Consider the following 24404-nt stretch of genomic DNA (forward strand, 5'->3'; position numbering starts at 1 on the left):
TTCTTACGGTCATTTTAGAGCAAAAAACCTATAAAGCCTTGAAAGCCCCGAAAACAGGGACTTTCAATACCCTTAAAAGCATCGCGGGCAAGCCCGCTCCCACAGGGATCAGCGATAACCTTGTGGAAGCGAGGCTTGCCCGCGATCCGCGCGAAGCGCGGCCATTCACCAATTACGCGATATCACGCAACTCCCGCCGCAGAATCTTCCCGACCGGCGTCATCGGCAACGACTCACGCAATACGATGTGCTTGGGCACTTTGTACGCCGTGAAGTTTTCCTTGCAGTAAGCCTTCAGCTCTTCAAGGCTGACCCCGGCTTCACGAGCTACCACAAACAACTTCACCGCCTCGCCCGAACGCTCGTCCGGCACACCGATGACCGCGCAGTTGGCGACGTTTGGGTGAGCCATGACCACGTCTTCGATCTCGTTCGGGTACACGTTGAAACCCGACACGATGATCATGTCTTTCTTGCGATCGACGATGCGCACAAAACCGTCCGGGTCGATCACCGCAATATCGCCGGACTTGAACCAACCCTCGGCATCCAGCACTTCAGCAGTGGCTTCCGGTTTTTGCCAGTAGCCCTTCATGATCTGCGGACCCTTGATGCACAGTTCGCCACGCTCGCCCAATGGCTGCTCGACGCCTTCATCGTTGATCACTTTCAGCGTGGTGCCCGGCACCGGCAGTCCGACCGTGCCAATGCGCGATTGGTCGCCGTAAGGGTTGGTGCACGCAACCGGTGACGTTTCGGTCAGGCCGTAACCTTCGGTGATGCGACAACCGGTCATCTGCTGCCAGCGCTCGGCGGTGGCCTTGACCAACGCAGTGCCGCCGGAGTTGGTGAGCTTGAGACTGGAGAAATCCAGGGTCTTGAAATCCGGGTGATCCATCAACGCAACAAACAGTGTGTTGAGCCCCAGCAACGCCGAGAAACGCCAGTTCTTCAGCTCCTTGATGAAGCCGCCGATGTCTCGTGGATTGGTGATCAGCACGTTGTGGTTGCCGGTCACCATCATGCACATGCAGTTCGCGGTGAAGGCATAGATGTGGTACAGCGGCAGCGGCGCGATCATCACCTCCTGCCCCTCACGCAGCAGTGACTGACCGTCTGCGCCGAACTGCCCCAGGCACGCCCGCGCCTGTTGCATGTTCGCCACCAGGTTGCCGTGGGTCAGCATCGCGCCCTTGGCCAACCCGGTGGTGCCGCCGGTGTATTGCAGCACGGCGATGTCGTCGAGGCCGACTTTCAGTGGCTTGATCCCCAGGCCACGCCCCATGCCCAGCGCGCTTTTGAACGAAATCGCCTGCGGCAACGAATACGCCGGGACCATCTTCTTGACCTTGCTGACCATGGTATTGACCAGCCAGCCCTTGGCGGCGGGCATCAGGTCGCCCATTCGCGCTTCAATCAGGTACTGGATGTCGGTGTCGGGAAGCACTTCCTGGACCTTCTGCCCGAACATGTTCAGGTACACCAGCGCCCGGACACCGGAATCCTTGAACTGATGACGCATCTCCCGCGCGGTGTACAACGGGTTGGTGTTGACCACGATCAGCCCGGCGCGCAAGGCACCAAAGACGGCAATCGGATAATGCAGGACGTTGGGCATCTGCACCGCGATGCGATCCCCCGGCACCAAATCGGTGTGGGCTTGCAGGTACGCGGCAAAGGCCAGACTCTGGCGCTCCAGTTCGGCGTAGGTCAGGGTCACGCCCATGTTGCTGAAGGCCGGACGGTCAGCAAATTTTTTGCAGGACCGCTCGAACACCTCAATCACCGACTTATAGGCCCCAAGGTCTATGTTCAGGGGCACGCCGGCCGGGCGTTTGTCATTCCAGAATTCAGGTTGCATTATTCTTGTCCTCTTTACCTGAGCCTATCCGGGCCGCTTTTCTGTCACTTCTGAAAAAAGCGGGCTGCACGGACACTAGCAGTTATGGCGATTCAGGCAAATACAGCCAACGCCGTCATTGACCGTGTGAATCTTCCTGCCGTGGCGGGGCGTGGCCTGATCAGACGGCGAGCACGGGATGCGCTATACAATGCAATCACGCCCATGCCACATGCACCCCCATGCAAAGGAATCGCCATGATCCACACCTCATTCTGGCTGACCGCGATGGACCACAGCCGCCTTTTCGTCAATCAGTGGCTGCCCGCCCCGCCTTTAAAAGCCGTGATCCTGCTGGCCCATGGCATGGCCGAGCACAGCGCTCGCTACGCCCGTCTGGCGGAAAAATTCTGCGAGCAGGGTTACGGCGTGTACGCACCGGATTTGCGAGGACATGGCAAAACTGCCGAAAACGGTACTCTCGGACATTTCGCCGATGATGATGGCTGGTGCAAAGTTGTCGGCGACCTGGCCTGTCTCAATCAACACATCGGCCAACAGCATCCTGGCGTGCCGATCGTGTTGCTCGGTCACAGCATGGGCAGCTACATCGCCCAGGCTTATTTGCTGCATCACAGTGCCAGCCTGCACGGCGCGGTGCTCAGTGGCTCCAATTTCCAGCCAGTGGCGCTTTATCGCGCGGCGCGGCAGATCGCCCGATTCGAAAAATGGCGTCAGGGCCCCAAGGGGCGTAGTGCGCTGATCGAATGGCTGTCCTTCGGTTCATTCAACAAACAGTTCAAACCGGCACGCACCCAATTCGACTGGCTCAGCCGTGACCCGGTGGAAGTGGATTTGTACGCCAACGACCCGCTCTGCGGCTTTCGCTGCACCAACCAGATGTGGATCGATTTGCTGGGTGGGTTGCAGCAAATCAGCAAAGCGTCCAATCTCGCCCAGATCGATCCGGGCCTGCCGCTGCTGGTGATGGGTGGCGAATGTGATCCGGTGAGCGAAGGCAAACGTCTGAAAGATCTGGCCAACGCCTTACGCGCGGCCGGTAGCCAGAACCTGCACCTGACGATTTACCCACAGGCGCGGCATGAACTCTTCAACGAGAGCAACCGCGCTGAAGTGGTCAACGACGTGTTGCAGTGGATCGCCGAAGCGCTCAGCCACCGCCGCCCCCCCCGGTCGGAATAGTTATTTTGTGAATTTATTTATTCGTGACAGGAATTGAGACAGATGACCCAGGTTACCAACACCCCTTACGATGCCCTCGAAGTAGGCCAGACCGCCAGCTATAGCAAAACGGTCGAAGAGCGCGATATTCAATTGTTCGCGGCCATGTCCGGCGACCACAACCCAGTACACCTGGACGCCGAATTCGCCGCAGGCACCATGTTCAAGGAGCGCATCGCTCATGGCATGTTCAGTGGCGCACTGATCAGTGCCGCCGTTGCCTGTGAGCTGCCTGGGCCGGGGACTATTTATATTGGCCAGCAGATGAGCTTTCAGAAGCCGGTGAAAATTGGCGACACCTTGACCGTGCGCCTGGAAATCCTCGAGAAAATGCCGAAGTTTCGTGTGCGCATTGCCACGCGCGTATTTAACCAGCGTGATGAGTTGGTGGTGGATGGCGAGGCGGAGATTCTGGCGCCACGCAAGCAGCTGACCGTGACGTTGCCGACATTGCCGGCGATTAGCATCGGTTAATCAACCCGGCATAAAAAACGCCAGACTGGCTGGCGTTTTTTGGCAAGCAACGAACAATTACGAACGTGCGCGAGCCTGGTTGCGCAGTGCTTTTACCTGATCATGATTGCGTTGCACGCCGTGGTATTGGCGTTCAACCAGATCACGAATGCCCACCAGGTTGTGCTTGTTGATTTTCTCCATGGCTTCTCGGTAAGCCTTGAGCGCATGGTCTTCACCGCGTTCGGCTTCGTTCAGCACCGCTTCTTCGTCCTTACCTGTAAACATCGACTTCACGTCGACCCAGCGACGGTGCAAGTCGCCGCTGACACTGGTGGACGTTTCCGGATCACCGCCTATCGAACGCACGGCGGCTTGCAGTTCGGAAGCGGCCGTGGCGCAGTCGGCAGCACGCTGCACGAACAGCGTTTTGAGTTCCGGGTGTTTGATGTCTTCAGCGCAAGTCTTGAACCCTTCCTGACCGTCTTTGCTGGTTTCAATCAGGTCGTTGAGTACAGAGATGGCTTCTTTATTCATGTCGGTCATTTTTCAATTCCTCGCGGGTTGATGAAAGATGTAATGACTATTGCACCCTGCATGCCAGCTTCGAATCGATAATTTATTCGTTATATTTCATATGGTTAGATAAAACAGAAAAATCTGTATCCGTTTTTTTTGCATGATCTGTCAATTGGCCTGCATGCAGAATGCCTGTATTTTCCAGACTGATAGAACCTAGATGACCGACTGATGAACCCTGAAAAACTCGAGTTGTTGATCACCCGCGAAATGCCCTTTGGCAAATACAAAGGCCGGATCATTGCCGACCTGCCTGGCCAGTACCTGAACTGGTTCGCCCGGGAAGGATTTCCTCATGGCGAACTGGGTGGCTTGTTGGCCCTGATGCAGGAAATCGATCACAACGGCTTGTCGGAATTGCTTGAGCCCCTGCGCGCCAAACATGGCAAACCTGCCCCCCGCCATTGATCCTGACCGAGTAGCCCATGCCCGATAACACCCGCCGCGCCCGTGATGAAACGTTCTGGCAGACCTTTGCCGATCGCTATGCTGTCGAACCCGGTCCGATCAATCTGGAAAACGGTTACTTCGGGCGCATGTCGCGAACGGTGGTCGAGGAATACCAATGCAACATCGAGCTCATCAACCGCAGTAACTCGGTGTATGTGCGCCAGCGATTCGAACAGGGTGAATCACTGAAGATCAACGCGCTGTTGGCCGAACTGGTGGGTGTGCCTGCCGACTCTGTAGCCCTGACCCGCAACGCCTCAGACGCCTTGCAATCGTTGATCCGCAACTACAACCGACTCAAGCCGGGCGATCAGGTGCTGATCTGCGATCTGGAATACGACACCGTCAAAGGGGCGATGCGTTGGCTGGCGCGCAATCGCGGCGTCGAGGTGATCGAAATCGACCACGCGCACCCCGCCACTTTCGACAGTTTGCTGGGCAGCTATCGCGAAGCGTTTGTGCGTTACCCCAGGCTCAAACTAATGGCCCTGACTCACGTCACCCACCGCACTGGCCTGGTCATGCCGGTGCGGGCGATTGCAGCCGCGGCCAAAGAACACGGGATCGATGTGATCCTCGACGGCGCCCATGCGTTGGGACAGATCGACTTCAAGCTCGATGAATTGGGTATCTCCTTCGCCGGCTACAACCTGCACAAATGGATCGGTGCACCGCTGACACTGGGGTTCATCTACATCGCGCCCGAGCGCCTGGCCGATATCGACCCGGACATGGGAGAGACGAGTTTCCCGGTCACCGACATTCGTGCACGTACGCCGCACAGCACACCCAATATCCCGGCGCTGCTGACCTTGCCCCTGGTATTGGAGGAACATCGCGTCATGGGCGGATCCGCTGCCAAGGGTGCCCGGCTCAACTACCTGCGCAATCTGTGGGTGCGCGCGGTGCGCGATCTCCCGGGGATCGAAATCATGACGCCGGACGATCCTCGCCTGTATTGCGGCATCACTTCGATGCGCTTCACGCGACAGGCCGATCAACAGCCCATGGTCGAACGGCTGCTCAGCGACTACAACCTGTTTACCGTGATGCGCAGCGGCGCGGCGAGTGGCCCCTGCATTCGTATCACACCGGGCCTGACCACCACCGCCGCACACATGGAACTGCTGGCCCGGGCGCTGTCCGAACTGCGCTGAGGTCACACGGTGTACTTGTCGAAGTCCTCGGGCTTGAGGTGAGATGACATCGCGAAAGTGTCGATGCCGATGGTCGTGAAACCGAAAAAACCATCCTCATTCGAATCTCGCCCCAGGGTATGAACGCTTAAGGTCGAGGCTTCGCCGCCATGCTGTTTGTAGTAAACATCTTCATCGTTGGCCAGCGCCAAAGCCTTTCGACCGCTGTATTCACGGCTGTTCAGCACTGATCGCGAAACCACCTGCGGAAAATAAAGCTGACCGACCCAGGCAACATGCCGTTCCTCCAGGTAATTGTTGCCGGACGTGATGCGCACAGCCACATGAATGTGCAGCGCGCGACCGGCATAGAACCCCGGGTAGATCGTGGTAAAGCGCACGACACCTTTCTTGTCCGTGAATTGCCCGCCGCGCAGGTAAGTATCGTCGTCGGTGCGTGGGATCGAGCCGATTTCATCGACATCGACTTCCTTGTCCGGATCGTTCTTGCTCCAACCCGAATAGGCGCCACGCGCATTGCAATGCCAGATATCGACCAGCGCGCCCGTGACAGGCTGCCCAGTCATGGCATCGACAATTGCCAGGCGCAACACCAAGGGAACGCCATCGGCGCCTTCGCTGATGTTGCGCCTGACCAATTTCGGGTTACGGAAATACGGGCCGGCGATCTGTTCGGGAGACAGCAGGCAAACCGGTTGTGAGGGTGCAACTGAGGTGTTGTCGTCCATGATGTGCTCTCTTCCATAAGATGAACGCAGGTTAGGGCGAGACGAAAGCGGATGTGCGGTAATTATTTATCGCATGATTCCTGGTAGGAGCGAGCAGGCTCGCTCCTACACCGTTTTTTTGCGGGCAAAAAAAACGGTGCACCGACCAAGTGCACCGTAAAGCCGTAAAACACACAACGAGGTGTCAGGTAAAGCTGATCAGTCCAGCAGCGCCAATGCCTCGGCGGTGCACTCCTGAATGCGGGCCCAGTCGCCGTTCTTTATCCACTCGGGATCAAGCATCCAGCTACCGCCCACGCACATGACGTTTTTCAACGCCATGTAGCTCTTGATATTGGCCGGGCCGACACCGCCCGTCGGGCAGAATTTCACTTCGCCGAACGGACCACCCAGGGCCTTGATAGCGGCGACGCCGCCGCTCACTTCCGCCGGGAACAGCTTGAAGCGGCGATAGCCCAGGCCATAGCCTTCCATGATGCCGGAGGCATTGCTGATCCCCGGCAACAGCGGGATCGGGCTGTTGACGCTGGCTTCGAGCAAATCACGGGTGATGCCCGGCGTGACGATGAACTGCGAGCCGGCCGCTTCGGCAGCGGCGAGCATGTGGCGATCCAGCACGGTGCCGGCACCGGTCATCAGTTCCGGGCGCTGTTCGCGCAGGATCTGGATGGCCTTGAGGCCGAACTGCGAACGCAGGGTCACTTCCAGAGCGGTCAGACCACCGGCGGCCAGGGCGTCGGCCAGTGGCAGCACGTCCTGTTCGCGGGCGATGGTGATCACCGGCAGAATCCGCGCCTTGGCGCAGAGGCTGTCGATCAGGGCAACTTTGTCCGCCATGGAAACGGTCGGGGATGGGGTTGTCATAGCGGTTGTTCCTTGGCTTATGGGCACCAGTAAATCTCTAGCTTAGGTTGCAAAAACGCGCGAATCGGCATGGCGGCGACATCGTCAGCGGCCAGTGCGGCACTCAGGGTGGTCAGTTTGGACTGACCGGAAATCGATAGAACTTTGTGTTTGGCCGACGCCAACAGCGCACGGCTCATGGTCAAACGCTGATGCGGTACGGTGGGCGCCAGCATCGGCCAGCAACGACGTGTACCATCGACTTTCAAGGCGTCGGCCAGGTTCGGGCTGTTCGGGAACAACGACGCGGTGTGGCCGTCATCGCCCATGCCCAACACCAGCACGTCGATCACCGGCAGTTCGGACAGCAAACGGTCAGCCTGCTCGGCAGCCTGTTCAAGGTTGACGCTGGCGCTGTACAAGCTCAGAAACTGCGCCTTGGCCGCCGGGCCTTGCAATAGATAACGTTTGAGCAGACCGGCATTGCTGTCGGCGTGTTCAACCGGCACCCAACGCTCGTCGGCCAGGCTGACCACCACGTTCGACCAGTCCAGCGCCTGTTTGGCCAGGTGCTGGAAAAACGCCACCGGACTGCGACCACCGGACACCACCAGCGTGGCGGTGCCTTGGGCCTCGATCGCTTCGCTCAGTTGCTTGGCCACCGACAGTGCCAGCGCTTCAGCCAACAACACCGGACTCTTGAACTCATGGGCGCTGACGCCCTGAGGCAGTTTCAATTCAGATATCGCCATACCACGACCTCCCATCCCGCGTGATCAGAGCAATGGAGCTCATTGGTCCCCAGGACCCGGCCGCGTACGGCTTGGGCGCATCACCGGATTTTTTCCACCCGGCGATCAACTGGTCACACCACTTCCACGCGGCTTCGATTTCATCTTTACGGACAAACAGGTTCTGATTGCCGCGCATCACTTCCAGCAACAACCGCTCGTAGGCATCGGGAATCCGCGCGCTGCGATAGGTGTCGGAAAAATTCAGCTGCAACGGACCGCTGCGCAGCTGCATGCCCTTGTCCAGGCCTTGCTCTTTGGTCATCACACGCAAGGAAATACCTTCGTCCGGTTGCAGGCGGATAATCAGCTTGTTGCTGATTTGCAGGCGCTGCTCAGGGGCGAAGATGTAGTGCGATGGCTCCTTGAAGTGAATGACGATCTGCGACAGTTTCTGCGGCATGCGCTTGCCTGTGCGCAGGTAAAACGGTACGCCGGCCCAACGCCAGTTGCGGATATCAGCACGCAAGGCGACGAAGGTTTCGGTGTCGCTCTGGGTGTTCGAATTCGGCTCTTCCAGGTAACCCGGCACCGGCTTGCCTTCGCTGTAGCCGGCGATGTATTGACCGCGCACCACCTGAGTGGTCAGGCCTTCCGGGCTGATCGGCGCCAGCGCTTTGAGGACTTTGACTTTCTCGTCGCGAATGCTGTCGGCTGACAGGTCGGCCGGCGGGTCCATGGCGATCAGGCAAAGCAGTTGCAGCAGGTGATTCTGAATCATGTCCCGCAGCTGTCCGGCCTTGTCGAAGTACCCCCAGCGGCCTTCGATCCCGACCTTTTCAGCCACGGTGATTTCCACGTGGGAGATGTAGTTCTGGTTCCACTGGGTTTCAAACAGGCTGTTGGCGAAACGCAGGGCGATGAGGTTTTGAACCGTCTCTTTGCCCAGGTAATGGTCGATGCGATAGGTGCGGTTTTCCGGGAAAAACTGCGCCACCGCGTCGTTGACCTTGCGCGAGGATTCCAGGTCCGAGCCGATGGGTTTTTCCAGAACCACGCGGGTGTTTTCAGTCAGACCGACCTTCGCCAGGTTCTCGCAAATCGCTCCGTAAACGGCGGCTGGTGTCGCAAAGTAAGCAATCACTCGCTGGGCGCTGCCGGCCATTTCGGCCAAGGCGATGTAATCGTCAGCCTTGAGGAAGTCCACGTGCAGGTAGGTCAGTCGCGCCAGAAAGCGCTCGACCACCGCTTCGTCCAGCTCTTTGGCGCCCACATAACGACGCAACTCCGAGGCGATGAATGCCAGGTGCTGCTGCTCGGTGCCGGGCTCGCGGGCCAGCGCGATAATGCGCGTATCCTCGTGCAGAAGGCCTGCGCCATCGAGTTGATAGAGGGCAGGAAACAGCTTGCGCAAGGCCAGATCGCCGAGGGCGCCGAACAAGGCAAAGGTGCACGGTTCAACCGTAATCGAAGGCATGATGTTTGTTCTTTTATCAAGTTAAGCTACAAATACCTTTTTTCAAGGCATCGCTCAAGAGAAAATGTAGTAATAACCACAACATTTTCGCAAAATACAGATTCCGAGTGGTAGGCGGTCGGAGCCATCAGTAGGATAGGCCACCGTTTGGGGCCGCATCCAAGGCCCTTTTGGCATAGCCGAACTCTAATTTGCGCAGCTGACCCAAGGAACATATATGGACCGCGTGCGAAATTTACTGGAACAGATCCAGAATCGCCTTGAAGACCTGAACAAGGCTGAACGTAAAGTCGCCGAAGTAATCCTGCTCAACCCACAGCAGGCCACCCGGTTCAGCATCGCTGCGCTCGCCCAGGCCTCCAAGGTCAGCGAGCCGACGGTCAACCGCTTCTGCCGTTCGTTCGGCGTCAGCGGTTACCCGGAACTCAAACTGCAGTTGGCCCAAAGCCTGGCCAGTGGCGCGGCGTATGTCAGCCGTGCGGTCGAGGCCGATGACAATCCTGAAGCCTATACAAAAAAGATTTTCGGCAGCGCCATCGCTTCTCTGGACAGTGCTTTGCAGGCGCTGGACCCGAACCTGATCAGCCGCGCTGTCGATCTGTTGATTCAGGCCCGGCAGATCCACTTCTTCGGCCTCGGCGCCTCGGCCCCGGTGGCGCTGGATGCGCAGCACAAATTCTTCCGTTTCAACCTGGCCGTCACCGCGCATGCCGACGTACTGATGCAACGCATGATCGCGTCGGTGGCGCATACCGGCGAGCTGTTCGTGATCATTTCCTACACCGGCCGCACGCGTGAACTGGTGGAAGTGGCGCGCATCGCCCGTGAAAACGGTGCATCGGTACTGGGCCTGACAGCTGAGGGATCGCCATTGGCCAAGGCCAGTACGCTGAGCCTGAACATTCCGCTGCCGGAAGACACCGACATCTACATGCCGATGACCTCGCGCATCATCCAACTGACCGTGCTGGACGTGCTGGCTACCGGCATGACCTTGCGACGCGGTGTGGATTTCCAGCCGCATTTGCGCAAGATCAAAGAGAGCCTGAATGCGAGCCGGTATCCGGTTGGGGATGAGTTCAACTAGTCCAACATCTTTGCCGCCTGGCCCGGCCTCATCGCGAACAGGCTCACTCCCACAGTGGATCTGCGGCGTACACAAGTACCCTGTGGGAGCGAGCCTGCTCGCGATGGGGCCAGCCGCAACACGCAAGTCTTGAGCTACCCCCCCACCCGCGCCTGCAAACTCAAATGCGCCCTCTCCCCCGGCGCAAGACTCAGGCTATCGGTACCGCCACTGGCCGCCTCCACACACACAAACTCTGAAATCTCATTCCAGCTCACCCCCAACAATGGCCGCGAGCCAGGATGCCAGACCACCGTATCCGCCTGATCACCGGTATCGATGCACAATTCCCGTTGCCAGGCGTGGTCCTTGAGCTGCAATTCGCCGTCATGCTGGAACACACGCTGGCACCCGCCATCGACCCGCAACTCACCTTCTTGCTGACACCTCTGACGGTTCAAGTGGTCGTAGCCCTGTGCGCCTTCCAACCCAGACAGCGCTACCTCACCCACATCACCGATACGCCAATAAGCGTGCAACGCCTGACTCAGTTGGCACGGCAGGCTGTCCTGATGCTCAGTGCTCAGTCGCAAATCCATGCGCTCGCCAAGGTGGGCATGCAGGTCCACTTGCCAGTCGCATAGCTGAAGCTGCCAATGCAATCGCACACCATCGTCGTCATGACTGCTGTCGAGCAGCTTCCAGTCGATCAGCCGCGCCCAACCATGGGAAGGCCAGGCATTTTCGCTCGGATGACGGCCGTACCACGGCCAGCACACCGGCACCCCGCCACGAATCGCACCGACCTGCGGCCACTTCGCCGCGCACCAGAGCCAGGGTTTTTGACCCGATGGCTGGAAGTGCAGCAACTGCGCGCCCTGGCGACTGAACACCGCCTGACACAGCGGATGGTCGATCACCAACACGTCGCGCTTCTGATAGCGCTCCCATGCAAACACCGGACGTTCGCGCAGGGATTTGAAGAAGCGTTGTAGCGGATGCTCATGCATGTGCCACGATCCTGAAAATCATCTGTCACCAGGGGTGCGCCACCCCAAAAAAAAAAGCGGACAGCCTGGGCTGTCCGCAAATATGCGCACATAGAGGGGAGCTTATCGCAACAACGTTAGAACACCGACTGAATTTTCAGGCCGGCCACCAGCGCGTTATCGACCTCATCCACACCGCCTGGATGAGTGATGTATTGCAGGTTGGGACGCACGGTCAGCCAGTTGGTAACGTGGAAACCATAGTTGATTTCGTAGTTGTATTCGGTGGTCTGCAGCGGTGTGAACAGTGGATTTTCGTATTCTGTGACGCCGTTGGCAGCGTTGATCGCTTCTTCGTTTTTCTTCACGTCATCGTTGACATGGATACGGGCGAATCCGATGCCCATGTCATCTTTTGGACGCGCATCGAACGGCCCCTTGTACACGAACATCAGCGACTGGTAATTGTCGACGACGTTGGTGTCCTTGTCGTGGAAAGTGGCGTTGGCAGCAATGTTCAGACCGCGAGACTTGTCACCGTTGTGGCTGGTGAGTTGTTGTTGTGCAACGAACCAGTAGCCGTGCTTGCTGCTGTGTTCGCGATAGGGTTGGCCGGTCGTTGCCGCATCGGTACCGTTGGCGTCTTTAAGGACGTCATTGGCCTCGGCCGTGCTCTTGTAATAACCGACACGGTATTCACCCGGCAGGTTGTTTGGGTTAGGCAACCAGACCATTTCGACGGGCAACACGGTACCTGCGGTGCCACTGCCGCTCAGCTTGAAGCCATTACCGTGTTCCAGTTGCGACGGGTTCTGGTTGTACGCACCGATCTGCGCATAGAACTCAGGCGAGATGTTGTACTTCAAGCGGACCGCAGCCTGCATGACCGGCCAGTTGAACCAGATGTTGGTGGCCCAGTTACCGACTTGGGAACCGCAGAACGCCAGGTTCTGGAACTCACACGGGAAGGTGTTGAAGTCTTCGCCTTCGCCGAAGTAACCGGCTTTGATGTCCAGTTTATTGTCGAGGAACTGGTGCTTGATCCACAGTTGGGTCAGACGGACCATATGACCACGACCGTAGACTTCCTGGGAGGAACTCAACGTACCGGTCCGCGGGTCGCCGACACGGTCATTGGAGATGTTCTCGCCATTACGGTTGGTGAACTGGACCTTGGCTTGGGTGTTATCCCAACCAAACAGTTTTTGCAGGTCCAGCGCGGCCCCCAGGCCAAACTGGTCGGCGTAACGAGCCGTTGTGTCGTCGTTGAAGCCACCGTGAAGGTTGCTGCCAACTTCACCGACGTAGTCCATTTTGATGTCGATGCCTTGCTCGATCAGCTTGGTCCGCTCGCCACCCCAATCGCCGGTCATCCATTCGGAATCGGCGCTGAACGCGTCAGCTGCATGCACACTACCGGCCAGCATCATTGCTGCAACTGCTGACAACTGGCAGATAAGCTGAGCGTTGTTGTTCTTCTTCATCCCTACTTCCTCGTTTTATTGTTATTAACTGTTTTTATCTAACTCGGTGACATCAGATGCGACGGACAGCAGGCCATCCGCCGCGAATTCCCCCCCTGCAGGAGCCGGCTTGCTGGCTCCTACAGTTTTGATCTTCAGCGGCCTTTGAATTGGGCCACGTTGGCGCTGTGTGTCTCGGCTACAGGCTGACCGGCCACACCCAATCGCTCCCCGGTCTTGGCATCGAACAGCAGCACTTTCGACGGATCGAATTGCAGGGTCAGGGTTTCGCCCGGGGCCGGTGCGACGTCCGGTGCCAGACGGCAGCAGACTTTGGTTTCGTTGAGATTGACGAACACCAGGGTGTCGGGACCGGTCGGCTCGGTGACCTGAACTTCAGCGCGAATAGTCGGCAATCCGTTCGGCTCGCCGTTCGCCAACACGATTTGTTCTGGGCGCATGCCGAGAATCACTTCGCGGTCTTCGAGCCCGGCGTCCTGCATGCCCAGCGGCAACTCACAACGGGCCTGACCGCTGTCGAGCAGTGCGACCAGACGACCGTCCTTGCGCTGCAACCGCAGCGGGATGAAGTTCATCGGCGGCGAACCGATGAAGCTCGCCACGAACAGGTTGGCCGGGTTGTTGTAGATGTCTTTCGGTGTGCCGAACTGCTGAATGATCCCGTCCTTCATCACCGCCACTTTGTCGCCCAGCGTCATTGCTTCGATCTGGTCGTGGGTCACATAGACCGTGGTAGTTTTCAGACGCTGGTGCATCAGTTTCATTTCGGTGCGCATCTCGACCCGCAACTTGGCGTCGAGGTTGGACAGCGGTTCGTCGAACAGATAAATCTTCGGCCGACGCGCCAGGGCACGGCCCATGGCCACGCGCTGTTGCTGACCACCGGAGAGCTGACCGGGCTTGCGGTTGAGCAGGTGTTCGATCTGCAACAGCTTGGACACCCGCGCCACTTCCGTTTCGATGTCGGCGGCGGGCATTTTGCGAATCTTCAAGCCGAAGGCTATGTTCTCGCGCACGCTCATGGTCGGATACAGCGCGTAGGACTGGAACACCATGGCGATGTCGCGGTCTTTCGGGCTCATGCCGCTGACGTCCTGGTCATCGATCATGATCGCGCCGCCGGTGATGGTTTCCAGGCCGGCGATACAATTCATCAGGGTCGACTTGCCGCAACCCGAAGGTCCGACGAGGATCAGGAACTCACCGTCTTTGATCGACAGTTGGATGTCCTTGAGGGTGTCCGGCAGGCCGGGGCCATAGGTCTTGTTTACATTGCGAAGTTCGAGCGTAGCCATGATTACCCCTTGACTGCGCCGGCCGTCAGCCCGCGCACGAAATACTTGCCTGCGACCACATAGACCAGCAGGGTCGGCAGCCCGGCGATCATCGCCGCCGCCATATCAACGTTATATTCCTTGGCCCCGGTACTGGTGTTGACCAGGTTGTTCAGCGCGACCGTGATGGGTTGCGAGTCACCGCTGGAGAACACCACGCCGAACAGGAAGTCGTTCCAGATCTGGGTGAACTGCCATATCAGGCAGACCATGATGATCGGGGTGGACATCGGCAGGATGATCAGGCGGAAGATCGTGAAGAATCCCGCGCCATCGAGCCGTGCAGCCTTCACCAGTGCATCGGGAACGCTGACGTAATAGTTACGGAAAAACAGCGTGGTGAACGCCAGGCCGTAGACCACGTGGACGAACACCAGGCCCGTGGTGGTGCTGGCCAGGCCCATCTTGCCGAGGGTAAACGAGGCTGGCAGCAGGACCGTCTGGAACGGCAGGAAGCAACCGAATAACAGCAAGCCGAAGAACAACTGCGAGCCGCGAAAGCGCCACATCGACAGCACATAGCCGTTCAATGCACCGATGGCGGTGGAGATCAAAACCGCCGGGACGGTGATCTTGATCGAGTTCCAGAAATACCCGTCGACAGTGCCCCAGGCCTTGACCCAGCCAACGCCACTGACCACGGTCGGCCAGCTCAGCAGATTGCCGGTGTTGATGTCTTCCGGCGTCTTGAAGCTGGTCAACAACATGACCACCAGCGGTATCAGGTAAAGAAATACGGCCAGGATCAGCACGCCGTAAATCGCGATGCGACTCAGGCTGATGGAAGGTTTGGCAGCGAAACTAGTCATGACGCTTGGTCCTCAGCTCGGAGTACAGGTAAGGCACGATGATTGCGAGAATCGCACCGAGCATCAGAATCGCACTGGCCGAGCCCATGCCCATCTGGCCGCGACTGAAGGTGAAGGAATACATGAACATCGCAGGCAAATCGGAGGAGTAACCCGGGCCACCGGCAGTCATTGCCGCCACCAGGTCGAAACTCTTGATCGCGATGTGGGCCAGGATCATCACGGCACTGAAAAACACCGGTCGCAGGCTGGGCAACACCACTTTCAGGTAAATGCGCGGCATGCTCGCGCCGTCGATTTGGGCGGCACGGATGATCGATTGATCAACGCCACGCAGGCCGGCGAGGAACATCGCCATGATGAAGCCCGAGGCTTGCCAGACCGCAGCGATCACCAGGCAATACACTACGCGATCCGGGTCGATCAGCCAGTCCAGGCGAAAGCCTTCCCAGCCCCAGTCACGCAGCAGTTTGTCCAGGCCCATGCCAGGGTTGAGCAGCCATTTCCAGGCGGTACCGGTGACGATCATCGAGAGCGCCATCGGGTACAGGTAAATGGTGCGAATGAAACCTTCGCGACGAATGCGCTGATCAAGAAACACGGCCAGCAGCACACCGATCACCAGCGTGATCCCAATGAACATGCCGCCGAAAACGGCCAGGTTCTTGCTCGCCACCCACCAACGGTCGTTGTCGAACAGCCGCTGGTATTGAGCCAGGCCTGCCCATTTGTAAGTCGGCAGAAAGGTCGAACTGGTGAACGACAGAACGAACGTCCACAGGATGTAGCCATAGAAGCCCACCAGAACGATGAACATGCTCGGCGCCAGCACCAGCTTAGGGAGCCAGCGTTGCAATGCATCGAACGGCGAGGCCTTGCTGAACACAGCAACAGAACTCATGGGGAAATCCAGTACGGGAAGAAAAGTTGAAGGCAGTTATAAGCTGCAAGCTGCAAGACAAGCAGACATCACTTGCAGCTTGTAGCTCGCAGCTTGCCGCTGATGCCTACTTGGCAGACTTGACCGCTGCGCCAAGCTTTTTGGCGGCATCGGCAGGGTCGGCTTTCGGGTCGTTGATGTAGTTGGTCACCACATCAAAGAACGCACCCTGTACGGCCAGCGTGGTCGCCATGTTGTGCGCCATGCTCGGCTGCAGGCCGCCGGACTTGGCGTCCGCCAGGAAGTCCTTGGCTGCGCTCTGCGCGCAGGAGTCGAAACCGTACTTGTCCATGTCGCTCAGCATGTCGTTGCGAACCGGGATCGAGCCCTTGTTGATGCTGAAGACTTTCTGGAAGTTCTCACCCAGGACGATCTTGGCAATGTCCTGCTGACCGGCCGCAGTGCCCGCGTCTTTTTGCTTGAACACGGCCAGGGAGTCGATGTTGTAGGTGAAGGCCTTGTCGGTGCCCGGGAACGCTACGCACTCGTAGTCCTTGCCGGCGACTTTCTTGGCGGCGGTCCATTCGGACTTGGCCCAGTCACCCATGATCTGCATGCCGGCCTTGCCATTGATGACCTTGGCCGCTTCCAGGTTCCAGTCCTGGCCTTTGCCGTCGACGTCCATGTAGGTCGCGACTTTCTTCAGCTCGGTCAGCGCCTTGACCATTTCCGGACCGGTCAGCGCAGCGTTGTCCAGATCGACCAAGGCTTTCTTGTAGCCATCGACACCCATGACCGAAAGCACTACGGCTTCGAACACGGTGCTGTCCTGCCAAGGCTGACCGCCGTGGGCGAGTGGAATGAAGCCCGCAGCCTTGAGCTTGTCGCCGGCGGCGTAGAATTCTTCAAGAGTGGTCGGGTTTTTGGTGATGCCGGCTTTCTTGAAGACTTCCGGGTTGATCCACAGCCAGTTGACGCGGTGAATATTCACCGGCACGGCCACGTAATCACCGTCGTACTTCACGGTATCGGAGACTTTCTTGTCGAGCAGGCTGTCCCACTTCTCCGATTTGGAAACATCCTTCAAGACGTCTGTGTCGAGCAGGCCGGTAGACGCCCACTCCTGGATGTCCGGACCTTTGATCTGCGCCACACCTGGCGGGTTACCGGCAACGGCACGGCTCTTGAGCACGGTCATGGCTGTAGCACCGCCACCACCGGCAACAGCGCCGTCCTTCCAGGTGAAGCCGTCTTTTTCGACTTGGGCCTTGAGCACATCGACCGCTGCTTTTTCACCACCCGACGTCCACCAGTGAACCACTTCCACGGAACCTTTGGATTCGGCGGCAAGCACACTGAGAGGGAGCGAAGACAGGGAGGCGAGAGAAATGACAGTAGCGAGGCGAGAAATCGCATTCATCTAGAAGTACCTTTCTTGTTGTTATGCATGCAAGTCTGGTGCTTGCGCTGCATAGGATTTTAAACAGGAGTTATCCCCTCGCAGGTAACGAAGGGACGCTTGAATGTCACTGCATGGTTACACAGGTGCGCCTTGGGACAACTGCGCCAGAGCCGTGGCCATGCTCGGTGCCAATGGCAATCGCGGAATCAGCACAGCTTGCCAGGCGTGATACAGGTCGGGTTTGCCGGCCCAGATATCAGCGCTTGGACGGTTTAACGGATCGAGTTCGTGGTGCCAGCTGCCGTCGCAACGGTCGATGAAATGACGGTCACAAAATTCCCAGAATAGCCGGTACCAGGTTTCGTATCGTTCATTCCCTGTGCGCTTGAGCAGTGCACTGGCGGCGGCGCTGGCTTCGCAATGAGTCCAGTGCAGGCGATGACGAACCACCGCGCGGTTGTCCCAATCCAGGGTGTAGGCAATCCCCGGTGCGCCGTCGACATTCCAGCCGTGACGGCAGTTATGGTCGAAGAGATTTTGCGCGTCGATGGCTAGCCAGCCCGGCGTGAGCATCCCGGCCTGAACCCGCGCCGCTTCGAGGTGCAGCAACAGCCGCGCCCACTCAAAACCGTGACCGGGCGTGGTGCCGTAGGGGCGAAAACCGTCGGCCGGGTTGTTGCGGTTGTAGTCGCGCAGCGGTTGCCAGGTGCGGTCAAAATGCTCGATCACCAGGTAATCATTAGTGGCAGCGTGGCTGTGGATCACCCGCTCGACGATGCGCTGGGCGCGGCATAGCCAGCGGTTGTCTTCGGTGACATCGGCCAGTGCGAGGAAGGCTTCGGTGGCGTGCATGTTGCTATTGGCGCCACGGTATGCTTCCTCTTCGCTCCAGTCGCGATTGAAGGATTCGCGCATTGCGCCCTCCTCTTCGCTCCAGAAATGCGTGTCGATGATGTTGATCGCATCATCGAGCAAGGCTTGTGCGCCGGGACGTTGGGCGACCACGGCAGAACTGGCGGCCAGGGCGACGAAGGCATGCAGATACGCCGCCTTGCCGGAGTTGCCATCCAGCGCATGGGGCACTGCAAACCAGCCACCGGACTCGGCATCGCGCAACGGGCCACTGAGCGCATTGACGCCGTGATCCACCAGCTCGGCAAACCCCGGCAAGCCCTGAATATGAGCCATGGCGAAACTGTGGGTCATGCGTGCGGTGTTCATGGTTTCGGCGTGGGCGTTGACCGGGAGCCGGCCTTTTTCATCCAGATTGCCGAAGCCTTCGGCAAGCTTTGATGCCTTGGCAAACGCCAGCAGGCGCAGGCCTTCAGCGGCGAGCCATTGCTGATGAGCAGGCGCGTTCAGCCAACTGCTGAAGTCCGGTTGGAAGGTGGTCATGGGGTGCCTTTTTTGTTGTTTTGACTTTGGGCAGTCTAAACAACAGGCGGTGGCAGGCTTGTAACGAAGGGGGCGAGTTATGTCACCAGGTTGTGACATTTGCTTTTAAGAATGTGTTGAATCTTCTGACACCTTCGCTGGCAAGTCGAATCGTCGCACCGCAGCTCCTCCAGGGATTGCGCCGTACCTGTGAGAGCTGGCTTGCCAGCGATGAATGCGACGCGGCTTGTCTATTCAACACTGCGCGGCAATTGAAGCGTCACTCTTAACCCGCCCTCACGCAGGTTTTGCAGGCTAACCTCCCCGCCATGGCTATGCGCAATATTGCGCGCAATCCCCAACCCCAACCCATACCCCTGCTGCTGCCCGGCCAGGCGGAAGTGCGGTTCGAACACTTGCTCCAACCGTTGCTCCGGCACACCCGGCCCTTCGTCATCGACGTGCAGGACAAACGCACTGTCATCATCATCGATGTGCAGATGCGCGTTCTGCCCATATTTCAGGGCGTTGTCGATCAGGTTGCCAATGCAGCGTTTAAGCGCCAGCGGTTTACCCGGATACGCCGCCAGTGCCCGGCCCTGCTGGGTCACGCGTCCATTGCCGTTAGGTGCCAGATACGGTTCCACCAGGCAGTCGAGCACGTGGTTGAGGTCCACCGGTTCGATGTTTTCGTGAATGTCGGTGTCTTTCACGCATTGCAGCGCGCCTTTGACCAGTAACTCCAACTCATCCAGATCACGCCCGAACTTGGCTTGCAGCTTCTCGTCTTCCAGCAATTCCACGCGCAGGCGCAAACGGGTGATGGGCGTGCGCAGGTCGTGGGAGATCGCGCTAAACAACTGGCTACGCTCCGTCAGGTAACGGCTGATCCGTTCGCGCATGGCGTTAAATGCACGCCCTACCTCAACCACTTCACTGCCACCGCCCTCGGCCACCGGTTGCACATCAGCCCCCAGCGACATGTCGCGCGCGGCCCGCGCCAGGCGCTTGAGTGGCCGGCTCTGCCAGTGCACCAGCAAGCCGATGAACAACAGCAAAAAACTACTGGTGAGGACGATGAACCAGACCTGTTGCGCCGGCAGGCCTTGTTCTTCAAGACTGGTGTAGGGCTCTGGCAGCAATGAAGCGATGTACAGCCATTCCCCCGGCGCCATCTGAATTTGCGTGACCAGCACAGGCGGGTTGACCGGCTCCAGGGTCAACGCGTAATGCGCCCAAGAGCGTGGCAATTCATCGAGTTTCAGCCCGCTGTTGAAGATCCGCAGGTCTTCAGGGCTGACAAAGGTCACCGAGATATCTGTGTCATGTCCCAGGGATTCGCGCAGCACTTCGTCCACCGCTTTGAGCACCGCTTCCTTGCGCGGGGTGATCGGCAGCACTTCCATGCCCAAGGGTTTGTCGTTGAGCGTCACCACAAATCGGGTGCCGCCCATGCTGCGCAACTGGTCCAGAACCAACGGCCTGAAGGCCACCGGCAGCGAGCGGAAGTAACTGACGCTGGCCGTCATCGAATGCGCCAGGCTGCGTGCACTGGTGACCAAGCCTTGAAGCTGCGTAGCACGCAGTTGCGACACCCAGATCACGCTCGACAATGTCTGCGCAAACAGCACCGCCAGCAATGTCAGCAGCAACATCCGCCCGAGCAGCGAACGCGGTACCGGTACGCGGGCGGCGAGTGTGTTGAGAAACTCAGTGGCCATTGCTGGCAACCACATTGGCTGCCAGTTGGTAGCCGCTGCCGCGTACGGTGCGGATCAGTCGTGGCGGCTTTTCCGTGTCACGCAGGCGTTGACGCAAGCGGCTGACGGCCATGTCGACGATGCGGTCCAGCGGCATCAGATCGCGGCCACGGGTGGCGTTGCCGATGGTATCGCGGTCGAGAATTTCCTGCGGATGATCGAGGAACAGTTTCAGCAGCGCGAAGTCGGCACCGGAAAGAATCACTTCTTCGCCGTCGGTGTGGAACAGCCGGTGGCTGACCATGTCTAGCCGCCATTCGTCGAAGGCCAGCACTTCACCGCCGTTGCGTTCCTGACCGAACTGCGCGCGGCGCAACAGGGCTTTGATGCGCGCCTGCAATTCACGCGGGCTGAACGGTTTGCCAAGGTAATCGTCGGCGCCCAGTTCCAGGCCAATGACGCGGTCGGCCTCGTCGGAACTGGCCGTGAGCATGATGATCGGCACCTGAGCCTGACGCGGGTGCTGACGAACCCAGCGGCAGAGGCTGAAGCCGTCTTCGTCCGGGAGCATCACGTCGAGGATCACCAGATCGCTCGGCGCCTCGTTCAAGGCCTGGCGAAAACCGGCACCATCGGGTGTGGTGCGGACCTGGAAACCGGCGCGAGTCAGGTAGGTATCCAGCAACTCGCGTATCTCTTGATCGTCATCGACCAACAAAATCGACTTGTTGACTGAGCTCACGGGGCGGCGTCCTTGTTGTTTGAATTGGGCGGATTATGCCTGATCGATCATAAATCTATGTGTCAGTTCCGGCCTCCTCGCGGGCAAGCCTCGCTCCTACAGGATTGGCGTCGGTCCACAGAAAACCGACAACCTGTAGGAGCGAGGCTTGCCCGCGAAGGGAACGACTCGGTCTTATGCCTGATCGAGCGCCACACCCGCGCCCATCAGGCCGGAATACGGTGCTGTCACCAGCCACACCGGTATGCCCTTGAAATAATCGCTCATGCAACCCTTGTCGGCGAAGCACCGGGCAAATCCGCTTTCAACAAAGAAATCGGCAAACCGCGGAATCACCCCGCCAACGATGTACACGCCACCGCGCCCACCGGTGGTCAGTACATTGTTGCCGGCCACGCGACCGAGCCAGCAGCAGAACTGCTCCAGCACTTCCAGGGCAATCGGGTCGCCCGCGAGCCCGGCAGCGGTAATCGCTTCCGGTGTTTCGAGCACTGGCGTGTGGCCGTCCACCGCACAAATCGCCCGGTAAACCCGTGGCAACCCGCCGCCGCTCAACGCGGTTTCAGCGCTGACATGGCCGATCTCATTGAAGATGTGTTGCCACAGCTGTGTTTCCCGCGGGCTGCTCAGTGGCAAATCGACGTGGCCGCCCTCCCCCGGCAACGCGGCAAAACGCCCTTCGCCGAGATCCAGCAGGGTACCGACGCCAAGGCCGGTGCCCGGTCCGATCACCACTGCCGGCCGCAACGCTTCCGGGGTGCCTTCGCAAACCACCCGAAACTCGCCCGGCTGCAAACGCGTCATGCCCAGCGCCATCGCCGAGAAATCGTTGACCAGCAACAATTGCTCGACCTGCAAGGTCTTGCAGAATCCCTTGCGGCTCAGTCGCCAGTGATTGTTGGTGAACTTGAATTCATCGCCACTCACGGGACCTGCCACCGACAGGCACACCGAACCGATAGAGCCCAACGCCAGACCGAGGCCCCTCAGGTAGAGGGCAATCGCCTCTTCCGGGCTGGCGTGGTCGGCCGTCGCCAGCACCTGGACCGACTCCAGTTGCTGGTTTTTCCACAACGCGAAACGAGCGTTGGTCCCACCGATGTCACCGACCAAAGCCAGTTTCAATTAAGCGTCTCCAGGGCAGAAGTAAAGGCGCTGGCGCCCTGCTCTGCGGAGCTGAAGGCCATGCGCATGAAACCAAACAGCTCGCGTCCGCTGCCAATGTTATTGCCCAACAGGCCCTTGGCAGGTTCGCGCGCCGCAAATTCGTCGGCGTCCACCTTAAGCTCCAGGGTGCCTTTGACGCCATCGACGCGGATGATATCGCCCTCTTGCACCCGCGCCAAAGCGCCACCGACATACGCTTCGGGGCTGACGTGAATTGCTGCCGGGATTTTTCCCGAGGCACCGGACATGCGTCCGTCCGTCACCAGCGCCACTTTGAAGCCGCGATCCTGCAACACACCGAGGAACGGCGTCATCTTGTGCAATTCCGGCATGCCGTTGGAGCGCGGGCCCTGGAAGCGCATCACCGCAACAAAATCCTTCTCCAGCAAACCGGCCTTGAACGCATCGGCCAGGTCCTGCTGATCCTGGAACACCATGGCCGGTGCTTCGACCACCTGGTTTTCCAGCGCCACGGCCGAGACTTTCATCACGCCACGACCGAGGTTGCCTTCCATCACCCGCAAGCCACCCTCTGGCGAGAACGCACGGGCGACCGGGCGCAGGATGTTTTCGTCAAGGCTGTCGGTTGGGCCTTCGCGCCAGACCAGTTCGCCGTTATCGAGGAACGGCTCCATGGTGTAACGGCGCAGGCCGTGGCCGAGCACGGTGTTGACGTTTTCGTGGAGCAGCCCGGCGTCCAGCAGTTCGCGGATCAGGAACGACATGCCGCCCGCCGCCTGGAAGTGGTTGATGTCGGCTTTGCCGTTCGGGTAGACGTGGCTCAGGGTCGGCACGACTTCGGAGAGGTCGGCCATGTCCTGCCAGGTCAACTGGATGCCCGCCGCCATGGCGATGGCCGGCATGTGCAAGGTGTGGTTGGTCGAGCCGCCGGTGGCATGCAGCGCCACGATGGAGTTGACCAGCGAGCGCTCGTCGACGATTTCGCCGATCGGCATGAAGTCGCCGCTTTGCTTGGTCAGACGCGTCACCTGGTGCGCCGCTTCGCGGGTCAGGGCATCGCGCAACGGCGTATTCGGATTGACGAAAGAAGCGCCTGGCAAGTGCAGGCCCATGACTTCCATCAGCAACTGGTTGGTGTTGGCAGTGCCATAGAACGTGCAGGTGCCAGGGCTGTGGTAGGACTTCATTTCCGACTCCAGCAGCTCTTCGCGGCTGGCCTTGCCTTCGGCGTAGCGCTGGCGCACATCGGCTTTTTGCTTGTTGGAAATGCCCGACACCATTGGCCCGCCCGGCACGAAGATCGTCGGCAGATGACCGAAACGCAACGCGCCCATCATCAGGCCCGGCACGATCTTGTCGCAGATGCCGAGCATCAGCGCCCCGTCGAACATGTTGTGGGACAACGCCACGGCGGTCGACATCGCGATCACTTCGCGGCTCGGCAGGCTCAGTTCCATACCCGGCTCGCCCTGGGTCACGCCATCGCACATGGCCGGGGTGCCACCGGCGAACTGTCCGACCGAACCGATCTCGCGCAGCGCTCGCTTGATCTGTTCCGGGAAGACTTCGTACGGCTGATGCGCCGAGAGCATGTCGTTATATGACGAAACTATTGCGATGTTGGCGGAGTTCATCATCCGCAGGCTGTTCTTGTCTTCGGTGCCGCAACCGGCCACGCCGTGGGCGAAGTTGGCGCATTGCAGCTTGCCGCGCATCGGACCGTCGCTGGCCGCACCGCGAATCAGTGCAAGGTAGGCCTCACGCGTGGCGCGGCTACGGGCGATAAGCCGTTCGGTGACCTCAAGGACGCGGGGATGCATGTGTAGAACTCCAGGCTAACGGATGTGGCGACCTGATTGTCTATGCTGAACAAGGACCGTTGTGATTGGGATGACAGACGGCTTTCTTGATCGGTCGGACCAGTTGATCAGGTCACTCGTTGTAGATTGAACAAAATATTGCCATTAAAAACGCTTGTTTTCTATTTTTATGCGAA

At 59.0% G+C, this 24404-nt stretch carries 22 protein-coding genes; 5 read left to right on the forward strand and 17 right to left on the reverse strand.

The window, feature by feature from the left end; genetic code table 11:
- Positions 1-172 precede the first annotated feature (172 nt).
- The gene (fadD2, locus tag AC3ISI_RS22235) at positions 173-1861 is read right to left on the reverse strand and encodes a long-chain-fatty-acid--CoA ligase FadD2 (protein WP_489333817.1); all 1689 of its coding nucleotides are present in this window, start codon (positions 1859-1861) and stop codon (positions 173-175) included.
- 237 nt (positions 1862-2098) lie between these two features.
- Between fadD2 and AC3ISI_RS22240 the strand changes: the two genes are divergently transcribed.
- Both AC3ISI_RS22240 and AC3ISI_RS22245 read left to right on the forward strand, forming a co-directional pair.
- Positions 2099-3043 (forward strand): alpha/beta hydrolase, encoded by a 945-nt coding sequence (locus AC3ISI_RS22240; RefSeq protein WP_489333818.1) that lies wholly within the window; start codon positions 2099-2101, stop codon positions 3041-3043.
- A gap of 42 nt (positions 3044-3085) precedes the next feature.
- Positions 3086-3556, forward strand: coding sequence for a MaoC family dehydratase (locus tag AC3ISI_RS22245; protein WP_007949458.1), 471 nt, complete (start codon positions 3086-3088; stop codon positions 3554-3556).
- 57 nt (positions 3557-3613) lie between these two features.
- Here AC3ISI_RS22245 and AC3ISI_RS22250 read toward each other — a convergent pair whose 3' ends face one another.
- On the reverse strand, positions 3614-4081 hold the full coding sequence (locus tag AC3ISI_RS22250; RefSeq protein ID WP_489333819.1) for a ferritin-like domain-containing protein: 468 nt from the start codon (positions 4079-4081) through the stop codon (positions 3614-3616).
- A gap of 204 nt (positions 4082-4285) precedes the next feature.
- Between AC3ISI_RS22250 and AC3ISI_RS22255 the strand changes: the two genes are divergently transcribed.
- Together AC3ISI_RS22255 and AC3ISI_RS22260 are read left to right on the forward strand one after the other, a co-directional pair.
- Positions 4286-4522, forward strand: coding sequence for a DUF3820 family protein (locus tag AC3ISI_RS22255; RefSeq protein ID WP_007949456.1), 237 nt, complete (start codon positions 4286-4288; stop codon positions 4520-4522).
- A gap of 17 nt (positions 4523-4539) precedes the next feature.
- Positions 4540-5721 (forward strand): aminotransferase class V-fold PLP-dependent enzyme, encoded by a 1182-nt coding sequence (locus AC3ISI_RS22260; protein ID WP_489333820.1) that lies wholly within the window; start codon positions 4540-4542, stop codon positions 5719-5721.
- A gap of 2 nt (positions 5722-5723) precedes the next feature.
- Here the strand turns inward: AC3ISI_RS22260 and AC3ISI_RS22265 are convergent, their stop codons facing one another.
- The 4 genes from AC3ISI_RS22265 to zwf all read right to left on the reverse strand — a co-directional run bounded on the left by AC3ISI_RS22265 (position 5724) and on the right by zwf (position 9500).
- Positions 5724-6449 (reverse strand): intradiol ring-cleavage dioxygenase, encoded by a 726-nt coding sequence (locus tag AC3ISI_RS22265; protein ID WP_489333821.1) that lies wholly within the window; start codon positions 6447-6449, stop codon positions 5724-5726.
- 198 nt (positions 6450-6647) lie between these two features.
- A complete protein-coding gene (locus AC3ISI_RS22270) occupies positions 6648-7313 on the reverse strand; it encodes a bifunctional 4-hydroxy-2-oxoglutarate aldolase/2-dehydro-3-deoxy-phosphogluconate aldolase (RefSeq protein ID WP_007949453.1) in 666 nt (221 codons plus the stop codon).
- A gap of 17 nt (positions 7314-7330) precedes the next feature.
- The gene (gene pgl / locus AC3ISI_RS22275) at positions 7331-8044 is read right to left on the reverse strand and encodes a 6-phosphogluconolactonase (RefSeq protein ID WP_489333822.1); all 714 of its coding nucleotides are present in this window, start codon (positions 8042-8044) and stop codon (positions 7331-7333) included.
- On the reverse strand, positions 8031-9500 hold the full coding sequence (gene zwf, locus AC3ISI_RS22280) for a glucose-6-phosphate dehydrogenase (protein ID WP_489333823.1): 1470 nt from the start codon (positions 9498-9500) through the stop codon (positions 8031-8033). Before zwf ends, pgl begins: the two co-directional genes overlap by 14 nt.
- 226 nt (positions 9501-9726) lie before the next feature.
- On the opposite strand from zwf, the gene AC3ISI_RS22285 reads away from it, so the two are divergent.
- A complete protein-coding gene (locus tag AC3ISI_RS22285; RefSeq protein ID WP_175649041.1) occupies positions 9727-10587 on the forward strand; it encodes a MurR/RpiR family transcriptional regulator in 861 nt (286 codons plus the stop codon).
- A gap of 134 nt (positions 10588-10721) precedes the next feature.
- Here the strand turns inward: AC3ISI_RS22285 and AC3ISI_RS22290 are convergent, their stop codons facing one another.
- The 11 genes from AC3ISI_RS22290 to edd form a co-directional block, all read right to left on the reverse strand.
- A complete protein-coding gene (locus AC3ISI_RS22290; protein WP_489333824.1) occupies positions 10722-11576 on the reverse strand; it encodes a D-hexose-6-phosphate mutarotase in 855 nt (284 codons plus the stop codon).
- Positions 11577-11692: 116 nt separating this feature from the next.
- Positions 11693-13039: a carbohydrate porin gene (locus tag AC3ISI_RS22295; RefSeq protein WP_489333825.1), complete on the reverse strand. Its 1347-nt coding sequence runs from the start codon at positions 13037-13039 to the stop codon at positions 11693-11695.
- Between the two features lie 134 nt (positions 13040-13173).
- Positions 13174-14334: an ABC transporter ATP-binding protein gene (locus AC3ISI_RS22300; protein WP_489333826.1), complete on the reverse strand. Its 1161-nt coding sequence runs from the start codon at positions 14332-14334 to the stop codon at positions 13174-13176.
- A 2-nt stretch (positions 14335-14336) separates the two neighbouring features.
- Positions 14337-15182: a carbohydrate ABC transporter permease gene (locus AC3ISI_RS22305; protein WP_489333828.1), complete on the reverse strand. Its 846-nt coding sequence runs from the start codon at positions 15180-15182 to the stop codon at positions 14337-14339.
- Positions 15175-16083 (reverse strand): carbohydrate ABC transporter permease, encoded by a 909-nt coding sequence (locus AC3ISI_RS22310; RefSeq protein WP_017340433.1) that lies wholly within the window; start codon positions 16081-16083, stop codon positions 15175-15177. Before AC3ISI_RS22310 ends, AC3ISI_RS22305 begins: the two co-directional genes overlap by 8 nt.
- 106 nt (positions 16084-16189) lie before the next feature.
- The gene (locus AC3ISI_RS22315; RefSeq protein ID WP_489333829.1) at positions 16190-17482 is read right to left on the reverse strand and encodes an ABC transporter substrate-binding protein; all 1293 of its coding nucleotides are present in this window, start codon (positions 17480-17482) and stop codon (positions 16190-16192) included.
- A gap of 117 nt (positions 17483-17599) precedes the next feature.
- The gene (locus tag AC3ISI_RS22320) at positions 17600-18859 is read right to left on the reverse strand and encodes a D-mannose isomerase (RefSeq protein ID WP_489333830.1); all 1260 of its coding nucleotides are present in this window, start codon (positions 18857-18859) and stop codon (positions 17600-17602) included.
- Between the two features lie 230 nt (positions 18860-19089).
- Positions 19090-20559, reverse strand: a complete 1470-nt coding sequence (locus tag AC3ISI_RS22325; protein WP_489333831.1) for an ATP-binding protein — start codon at positions 20557-20559, stop codon at positions 19090-19092.
- Complete coding sequence (locus tag AC3ISI_RS22330; RefSeq protein WP_123432926.1) at positions 20549-21280, reverse strand: response regulator; 732 nt, start codon at positions 21278-21280, stop codon at positions 20549-20551. Before AC3ISI_RS22330 ends, AC3ISI_RS22325 begins: the two co-directional genes overlap by 11 nt.
- Before the next feature lie 174 nt (positions 21281-21454).
- A complete protein-coding gene (locus AC3ISI_RS22335) occupies positions 21455-22405 on the reverse strand; it encodes a glucokinase (protein ID WP_489333832.1) in 951 nt (316 codons plus the stop codon).
- On the reverse strand, positions 22402-24228 hold the full coding sequence (edd, locus tag AC3ISI_RS22340) for a phosphogluconate dehydratase (protein ID WP_489333833.1): 1827 nt from the start codon (positions 24226-24228) through the stop codon (positions 22402-22404). The genes AC3ISI_RS22335 and edd overlap by 4 nt, the downstream gene beginning before the upstream one ends.
- Positions 24229-24404: the final 176 nt, after the last annotated feature.

This window comes from Pseudomonas sp. GL_139_B, assembly GCF_057834475.1.

Coding starts and splice junctions, on each gene's coding strand:
- fadD2 (WP_489333817.1), bottom strand. CDS start 1,861: ATGCAACCTGAATTCTGGAATGACAAACGCCCGGCCGGCGTGCCCCTG.
- AC3ISI_RS22240 (WP_489333818.1), top strand. CDS start 2,099: ATGATCCACACCTCATTCTGGCTGACCGCGATGGACCACAGCCGCCTT.
- AC3ISI_RS22245 (WP_007949458.1), top strand. CDS start 3,086: ATGACCCAGGTTACCAACACCCCTTACGATGCCCTCGAAGTAGGCCAG.
- AC3ISI_RS22250 (WP_489333819.1), bottom strand. CDS start 4,081: ATGACCGACATGAATAAAGAAGCCATCTCTGTACTCAACGACCTGATT.
- AC3ISI_RS22255 (WP_007949456.1), top strand. CDS start 4,286: ATGAACCCTGAAAAACTCGAGTTGTTGATCACCCGCGAAATGCCCTTT.
- AC3ISI_RS22260 (WP_489333820.1), top strand. CDS start 4,540: ATGCCCGATAACACCCGCCGCGCCCGTGATGAAACGTTCTGGCAGACC.
- AC3ISI_RS22265 (WP_489333821.1), bottom strand. CDS start 6,449: ATGGACGACAACACCTCAGTTGCACCCTCACAACCGGTTTGCCTGCTG.
- AC3ISI_RS22270 (WP_007949453.1), bottom strand. CDS start 7,313: ATGACAACCCCATCCCCGACCGTTTCCATGGCGGACAAAGTTGCCCTG.
- pgl (WP_489333822.1), bottom strand. CDS start 8,044: ATGGCGATATCTGAATTGAAACTGCCTCAGGGCGTCAGCGCCCATGAG.
- zwf (WP_489333823.1), bottom strand. CDS start 9,500: ATGCCTTCGATTACGGTTGAACCGTGCACCTTTGCCTTGTTCGGCGCC.
- AC3ISI_RS22290 (WP_489333824.1), bottom strand. CDS start 11,576: ATGCATGAGCATCCGCTACAACGCTTCTTCAAATCCCTGCGCGAACGT.
- AC3ISI_RS22295 (WP_489333825.1), bottom strand. CDS start 13,039: ATGAAGAAGAACAACAACGCTCAGCTTATCTGCCAGTTGTCAGCAGTT.
- AC3ISI_RS22300 (WP_489333826.1), bottom strand. CDS start 14,334: ATGGCTACGCTCGAACTTCGCAATGTAAACAAGACCTATGGCCCCGGC.
- AC3ISI_RS22305 (WP_489333828.1), bottom strand. CDS start 15,182: ATGACTAGTTTCGCTGCCAAACCTTCCATCAGCCTGAGTCGCATCGCG.
- AC3ISI_RS22310 (WP_017340433.1), bottom strand. CDS start 16,083: ATGAGTTCTGTTGCTGTGTTCAGCAAGGCCTCGCCGTTCGATGCATTG.
- AC3ISI_RS22315 (WP_489333829.1), bottom strand. CDS start 17,482: ATGAATGCGATTTCTCGCCTCGCTACTGTCATTTCTCTCGCCTCCCTG.
- AC3ISI_RS22320 (WP_489333830.1), bottom strand. CDS start 18,859: ATGACCACCTTCCAACCGGACTTCAGCAGTTGGCTGAACGCGCCTGCT.
- AC3ISI_RS22325 (WP_489333831.1), bottom strand. CDS start 20,559: ATGGCCACTGAGTTTCTCAACACACTCGCCGCCCGCGTACCGGTACCG.
- edd (WP_489333833.1), bottom strand. CDS start 24,228: ATGCATCCCCGCGTCCTTGAGGTCACCGAACGGCTTATCGCCCGTAGC.